We start from the raw sequence: 6,596 nt of genomic DNA, 5'->3' as shown, positions 1-6,596 counted from the left end.
AAATAATATGGATAAATATAAAATTAAATATTATAATTAAATATTATTAATAAATAAGTGATGAAAATTTACTTTTTAAATCTGAATATTATCTAATTATCCAATGGAATAGTTATTGAGGTTATGAAAATGGCTGAAAACGATTTATATGGTCCTAGTTATTTGTGTGAAATTTGTGGATATTTATATGATCCTGCAGAAGGCGATCCTGATAATGGAATAAATCCTGGAACATCTTTTGATGATTTGCCTGAAGATTGGGTCTGTCCTCTTTGTTTTGTTGGGAAAGAAGAATTTATTGAACAAGAATAGTAATCTTAAGATTCTTCTTCTTTCTAAATCTTTAATTTTTAATTTTAAATATTCATTTAAAAAGCTAATTAACCAATCTTAACTTTTAATTCTTAGATTTGTCTTGTTAATATTTACATGACCATATCCATATGAATATCCATAATATCCATTTTCATATTCATTTTTTATGTATTTCAAATAGAATGTTTTAGGGCTTTTTTTAGTTTTTAAATATTGGGTATAAGCATAAACTCCTTTTGAACCTCTATACTTTCCTTTAGTAGTTATTTTGAGCTTTGTTTTGCTAAATTTTTCAATATATGTTCTTGAAGTAGTTTCTAAGCGATATTTTTGTTTTTCGCTTTTTTTGATATATAAATTGGATTTAACTGTAACTATCTTTTTATTTTTACTAATATATGCTGTTTCTGTAATTATAGAGGATTTGTCTAATTTTGTTTTTTTGTAATCTATTTTTTTATATTTTGTAGCTGATGCACTATCTATTGCACTTACAATTGCAAATAATAGTATCAAACTAATTAATATAGTTAAGATGTGTTTTTTATTTATCATTATTTTGTTCTCCATATATTTTCTTGCATATTTAATTAGTTATAATTTTATAATATATTATTGATCTATTATTATTTATTATTTATTATTTATTATTTATCATTAAACAATTTTTATGTATTAAATACTATTATAAAATATTATAATTATAATTATTATAAAATCTCTAATTATTTTTATTATAAAATTTTTATTATATTCATATTGAATTTTTAATTATTTTTATTATAATATCTTTATAATAATGAAAAGTAATGTTTAATAAGTTAGTTTGATATATTTAAAAATATGCAATATTAATTTTTTGCATAAAAATTTTTTTTAAATAATTATTATTAATTACTCGTTCTTTCATTTTTATCATGGGTAATTTAAGGAAACAAAAGGTACTATGTGGGACACAACTAAAGACTACAGACTTTTACTTGGACAAAAAACTATTGGCATGTTTGTTGGAACTGCAAGAAGTGGCAGTTTTAGAGGACGTTGGAATAAAAAAATGGCTATTGAAAGTGCTGAAAACATGGAAAGTGATTTTCAAACTTTAAATTATTCTTATTTAGATCCTGAAGATTTAGCTAATACTCCAGAAATAACTAAATTAGAGGAAAAAGCTAATTTGGTTTTAAGATATTTGGGTGGAGATGATTGGGCTCATCAATTTATGGCTCAAACCCCTAAAGAAGAAAAAGAAAAAGCTGAAGAAGCAATAGCTAAAGCAAGATTTTTTATAGATACTATTTTAGGATTAAAAAATAGAATTTTATTTGGTCCAATTAATGATCCTATTGTAGCTATAGATATTAAAGTAGGGGAATTAATGAGTGTTAGCCAACATCCGAATAATGATGGATTAATGATATGTAATGTCAACCTTGGAAAAAGGGCTATTAAAGTCGTTACAAATGATCTAACAGTTAAAGAAGGTAATAATGTAGCTATAGCTATGCTTCCTCCTGAAACTTTTTCTGGAATAGCTAGTGAGGGAATGTTTTTAGGTGCAGGTGAAGGGATATTAAAGGATGTTGAAGGAGAACTTGGGTCCATGCCTAAAGGAATTCCATTAGATGCTTTAAATGAAAGTAGGAATCTAATAGAAGGTTATTTAACTAAATAATTCATAATTTATATTTTATTATTAATTAAATTCATATTTTATTATTTATTTAATTCATATTTCGTTATTAATTAAATTCATATTTCGTTATTAATTAAATTCATATATTATTATTAATTAAATTAATATTTATTTAATTCATATTTCTTTATTAATTTAATTCATATATTATTATTAATTAAATTAATATTTTAATATTTTTTAAATTAACATTTAATTTTTATTAAATTTATATCTCATATATATCAACTAAAAGGTGATTTTATTATTCTACATATAGGTATTGATGATACAGATTCTCCTGATGGAATGTGTACCACTTACTTAGCTTGTTACATAATTAATGAATTAAAAAAAGAAGGAATTAATATTGAAGATGTTCCTAGATTGATTCGATTAAATCCATTCGCAAGGTTTAAAACTCGGGGTAATGGGGGAATATCTTTTAAAATTGATATTTCTAGCTTAAATCAAGAAAAAATATATCAATTAAAAAAGATTATCCTTGAGAATGTAGAAAAACTTTCTGAAACTTCTTGTGACAATACAAATCCTGGGGTAATTTTTTATCAAGGTGAAATCACTAAAGAAATGCAAAATTATGCAATGAAAGCTATATATTCAATAATATCAATAGAAGAAGCAGAGAATTTTGCAAAAAAAATTGGAGCAGAAGCTCATAAGTTCAAAAAAGGTAGGGGAATTATAGGTTCTATTGCAGCTATATCTTGCCCTCTTAAAGATTACACTTATGAACTGTTAACTTACAGAAAAAAAGAAAATTATGGCAAAGAAAGACTAATTAATAAGGATTCTGTTTATATAATGGATAAAAAAACTAACGATACTTTTGAAAATGTGGATTATAAAAATGATTATATAGCTATTGGCCCTAAAACCCCTTGCCCTATTCTTTATGGTATTCGTGGTGAATCTATTGAAGGATTAAATTTGGCCAAAGATATTGTAAAAGTTAATGAACCTATTGAAAGTTATTGCATTTTTAAAACAAATCAGCATACTGATATGCATCTTCAAAATATAGATAAAATTTCAGGAATGGAAAAATATGGGTGTTATATTGTTAGTGGCTATGTAAAAGAAGATCCTCATGTAATTGAAGGAGGACATATATTTTTTAAATTAGGGGATGAATCTGGGGATATAGATGCTTCTGCATATGAACCAACAAAAGAGTTTAGGAAAATAATAAAACAATTAAAAAAAGGAGATCAGGTCCAACTTTTCGGTGGAATTGGTTGTGGTGAAACCTTTAATATTGAAAAAATTAAGATAATTAAACTTCAAAAGAAAAAAATATTCAAAAATCCTATTTGTGCTTGTGGAAAAACAATGACTTCTGCAGGAAAAAATAAAGGATTTAAATGTAAAAAATGTGGAAATAAATTGCCAAATGGTGAAAAGATAGCTGAAGAAGAAAAAAGAGAACTTATTGAAGGAAAATTTTATGAAACTCCAGTTTCAGCTAGAAGACATTTAGCTAAGCCACTTTGTAGAATGAATATTTGATTAGCATTTTATTATTAAAATTGTCTTAATATTTTATTTTTATTGGTTTTATATTATTATTTATTATTTTTATTGAATTCATATTATTTATTATTATTATCATTATTATTATCATTACTGATTTCATTTTGAAATATTTAATATATTTGAAAACTTTCTATTTATATATAATTTATTCTTCTATAATATAAAACAAAATTACTTTATAATATTGATGTAAAAAAAACATCATATATATAAATAATATTAAATACATAATATAACATGATTAAGAGAAGTCAAGATCAAACAGAGGTTCATGATAAAATAATTTATAAAGCAGAAACAACTACTGGATGGTCTGTTGTAGTGATGCCTGATGGAATATTAATAGACAATTATCATCATGGTTATACACATATACACCCTAATCCATATAAGCATAAAATAAAGGAAAGAATAAATGAAAACACTCAACAAACCATATTCATGATAGTTTATAAACATATTGAGGAAAATGAAGAAATAAATTTGAAAACTTTAATAAAGGAGCTGAAAAAATGATGGTATCACTTGTTAAAGAGCAAAAAGGAAATGAATTCATACAAGAAATGGAAAAAACATATAAATCTTTAGAAGAAGCTGAAAAACTTCTTAAAAGGACTCCAAGAAACATGATTTTATATGTTGATATAGAAAATTGGAAATACTATAAAAAACATCCTGATGAAACTATAAAAAGAACAACAAGCATTGTAACTAAGAAATTAACATTAGGGGAATTAGAAATAGAACTATTAAACACTATTAAAAGGGATAAGCCAAAATCAATAAGAGAGTTAGCTAAAATAGTTAATAAAGATATAAGCTCAGTACAACCAAAAGTAAAAAACCTAGAACAAGAAGGATTAATAGAATTAAAAGAAGGAAATAAAAACAGTAAAATTCCTTACCTGAACTACGATGAGATAACATTAGCTATCTAAAGATAAAAGTAGCTATCTAAAGATAACATTAACTATCTAAAGATAGCAGTAGCTATCTAAAATAGTTTATTTAAAAGTATTTTTTTTAAATCTATTAAAATGAAGTAATATCAAATAGAGAGTTCTTAAATAGTAATAGCTAATTTTTTATTTTTATAATTTTATTTTTATAGTTTTTTATTTATAATTTTTTTATTTTATTAATTTTTGCTCAGAATTTTAAATTTATATTCTCTTATTTCAATTTATTTTAGGTTATATTTTATAATAGTTTTTTATATTTATTATTATTCTTTCAATTTTATTCTTTCAACTGTTTTTTCATCAGTTAATTCTTTAATGGCATTTTTAGCTATCCAATGAGCAGATTTGGAATTTTTTTTATCAATTTCTTTTGCTTTAATTATGGCTATTTTATTCAATACCATATTTCTTTTTCCAATTTGTCTTAAAGCCCAATTAACTGCCTTTTTAACTAAATTTCTATCATCATCCGATTCGCGTTCTATGATATCTAAAAGAGATATAAATTTTTCATCTTTTTCTTTTTTATCATGAACAGCTAAAACAGCAATCATTGCAAATCCTGCACGCTTAACAAACTCTTTATCATCTTTTGTCCACTTATCTATTTTTTCATATGCAAATGATGTTTTTCTAAAAAGGTTTATACAACATTGATCACATATTTCCCAATAGTCAAAGTCATTAGCCCATTTATCCATTTGTTCTGAAGTAACCATATTTGGATCATCTACTAAAGAAGCTAAGATTCTTGTTTCTCTAGTATTAATATTCCATAAATTTAAAGCCAATAAATGGTCTTTTTTATATTCTTTAGCTATTTTTTTTATAACGGGCATTCTTAAACCATAAGTATGCTCAGGAGTGATTCCAAAACGGGACATTCCTTCAACATCTTCAGGGCTAGATAGTTCCTCAAATAAATTTATTATTTCTTCAACTTTCATTTTATCTTAGTTTTATTATCTTTCAAGGTTTCTTTTTAATCAAATTTATTATTCTTCAAACTTTTTTTTAGATTATTTTTTTTCATATTTATTATTTTTTCCCTTTTTCATGAATACGCCCATCTAAAAAGTTTCCTTTACTTAAATAAGAATGTGATAATGAATAAATTTCTTTTTTAAGAGAATTTAATTTTTCATGATTTGTTTCATTTATTGCTTCTAAATAAAGTGAAATAATGTTAGATGTGTAATTTTCATTTGAAAATCTACAATCTAATATTATAGAATCAAGTCCAATCTTTCTTATTTTGTCCATTTCATCTATTAAACATAAACAGTCTTTATTTATAATATGGCTTTTTTTATTAAAATCAGATAAAATTTTATACTTAAATTTTTTTCTTTTTTTATCTTCTAATATTGCATATTCGGAAATATCCATGTTAAGGCTTTTATTTTTGTTTAAATTAGAAAAATCATCATTAGTCATTATAACTTCTAAATTTCCATGAGCAATCATTTCTAAATCTATATCTTTGTTCATATAATTTAAAACTAGGTTTTTCATCTCTTCAAATGAAAGCTCAGGAGAGAGTATTAAACTGTTAAATCCAGATTCACTTAATTTTTCACAAGAAAAATTATTCCAAACATTTAATGTATGATTACCATACAATTTAAAATCAAATAGTGGTTTTATCCCAGGTATATCACACATAATTGATATTGGAACTCCTTTATTTTTTAAGCTATTAAAAATAATATTACATTTTTCGATTTCTTCATCAGAAATAAGTGATGGTAAAACCCATACTAATTCTTGGACTGTTATTTTACTTAATGCATCCATAATTGTCTTTTCTATATTTTCAAAATAATCATTAGGATTAGCATATAGGTAAGATGGATCAAAATAAATCTTATTTAAATTGTAGCTTGAAGCAACTTCAACTAATTCAATATTATCTACAAAAACTGATAAGCCCAAAATATCTTTTCTTCTTAAATCATTATTTCCAAAACTTAAATTTTTAGATTCTAATTTTTCAGATTTTAGATCAGTGGATTCTATTTTTTCATTTTCTAGATTTTTAGATAGCTCTTTTTTAGATAGCTCTTTTTTAGATAGCTCTTTTTTAGATA

General features: G+C 23.7%; 8 protein-coding genes. 5 read left to right on the top strand and 3 right to left on the bottom strand.

The features are described from left to right. Nucleotides 1-129: 129 nt before the first annotated feature. Nucleotides 130-312 (top strand): rubredoxin, encoded by a 183-nt coding sequence (rd, locus tag Q0087_RS02380; RefSeq protein WP_297898082.1) that lies wholly within the window; start codon nucleotides 130-132, stop codon nucleotides 310-312. Nucleotides 313-390: 78 nt separating this feature from the next. Here rd and Q0087_RS02375 read toward each other — a convergent pair whose 3' ends face one another. Then, nucleotides 391-885 carry a hypothetical protein gene (locus tag Q0087_RS02375; protein ID WP_297898081.1) on the bottom strand — a complete coding sequence of 165 codons (495 nt, stop codon included), beginning with the start codon at nucleotides 883-885 and terminating at the stop codon, nucleotides 391-393. A 376-nt stretch (nucleotides 886-1,261) separates the two neighbouring features. Between Q0087_RS02375 and Q0087_RS02370 the strand changes: the two genes are divergently transcribed. From Q0087_RS02370 to Q0087_RS02355, 4 genes are all read left to right on the top strand, one after another. Further along, nucleotides 1,262-1,987 carry a tRNA-binding protein gene (locus Q0087_RS02370; protein ID WP_297898080.1) on the top strand — a complete coding sequence of 242 codons (726 nt, stop codon included), beginning with the start codon at nucleotides 1,262-1,264 and terminating at the stop codon, nucleotides 1,985-1,987. Between the two features lie 309 nt (nucleotides 1,988-2,296). Then, complete coding sequence (locus tag Q0087_RS02365) at nucleotides 2,297-3,517, top strand: tRNA(Ile)(2)-agmatinylcytidine synthase (protein WP_297898079.1); 1,221 nt, start codon at nucleotides 2,297-2,299, stop codon at nucleotides 3,515-3,517. A 264-nt stretch (nucleotides 3,518-3,781) separates the two neighbouring features. Next, the gene (locus Q0087_RS02360; protein WP_297898078.1) at nucleotides 3,782-4,060 is read left to right on the top strand and encodes a hypothetical protein; all 279 of its coding nucleotides are present in this window, start codon (nucleotides 3,782-3,784) and stop codon (nucleotides 4,058-4,060) included. Next, nucleotides 4,057-4,482 (top strand): winged helix-turn-helix transcriptional regulator, encoded by a 426-nt coding sequence (locus tag Q0087_RS02355; RefSeq protein WP_297898077.1) that lies wholly within the window; start codon nucleotides 4,057-4,059, stop codon nucleotides 4,480-4,482. The genes Q0087_RS02360 and Q0087_RS02355 overlap by 4 nt, the downstream gene beginning before the upstream one ends. 287 nt (nucleotides 4,483-4,769) lie before the next feature. Here the strand turns inward: Q0087_RS02355 and Q0087_RS02350 are convergent, their stop codons facing one another. Then, complete coding sequence (locus Q0087_RS02350; protein WP_297898076.1) at nucleotides 4,770-5,453, bottom strand: DNA alkylation repair protein; 684 nt, start codon at nucleotides 5,451-5,453, stop codon at nucleotides 4,770-4,772. Nucleotides 5,454-5,544: 91 nt separating this feature from the next. Further along, on the bottom strand, nucleotides 5,545-6,596 hold a 1,052-nt coding region (locus tag Q0087_RS02345), incomplete at its 5' end, for a U32 family peptidase (RefSeq protein ID WP_297898075.1).

Source organism: uncultured Methanobrevibacter sp. (assembly GCF_937881195.1).
Taxonomy (GTDB): Archaea; Methanobacteriota; Methanobacteria; order Methanobacteriales; family Methanobacteriaceae; genus Methanobinarius.
The sequence above is the reverse complement of the archived record's forward strand: the minus strand, read 5'-3'. Positions and strand labels throughout refer to the sequence as shown.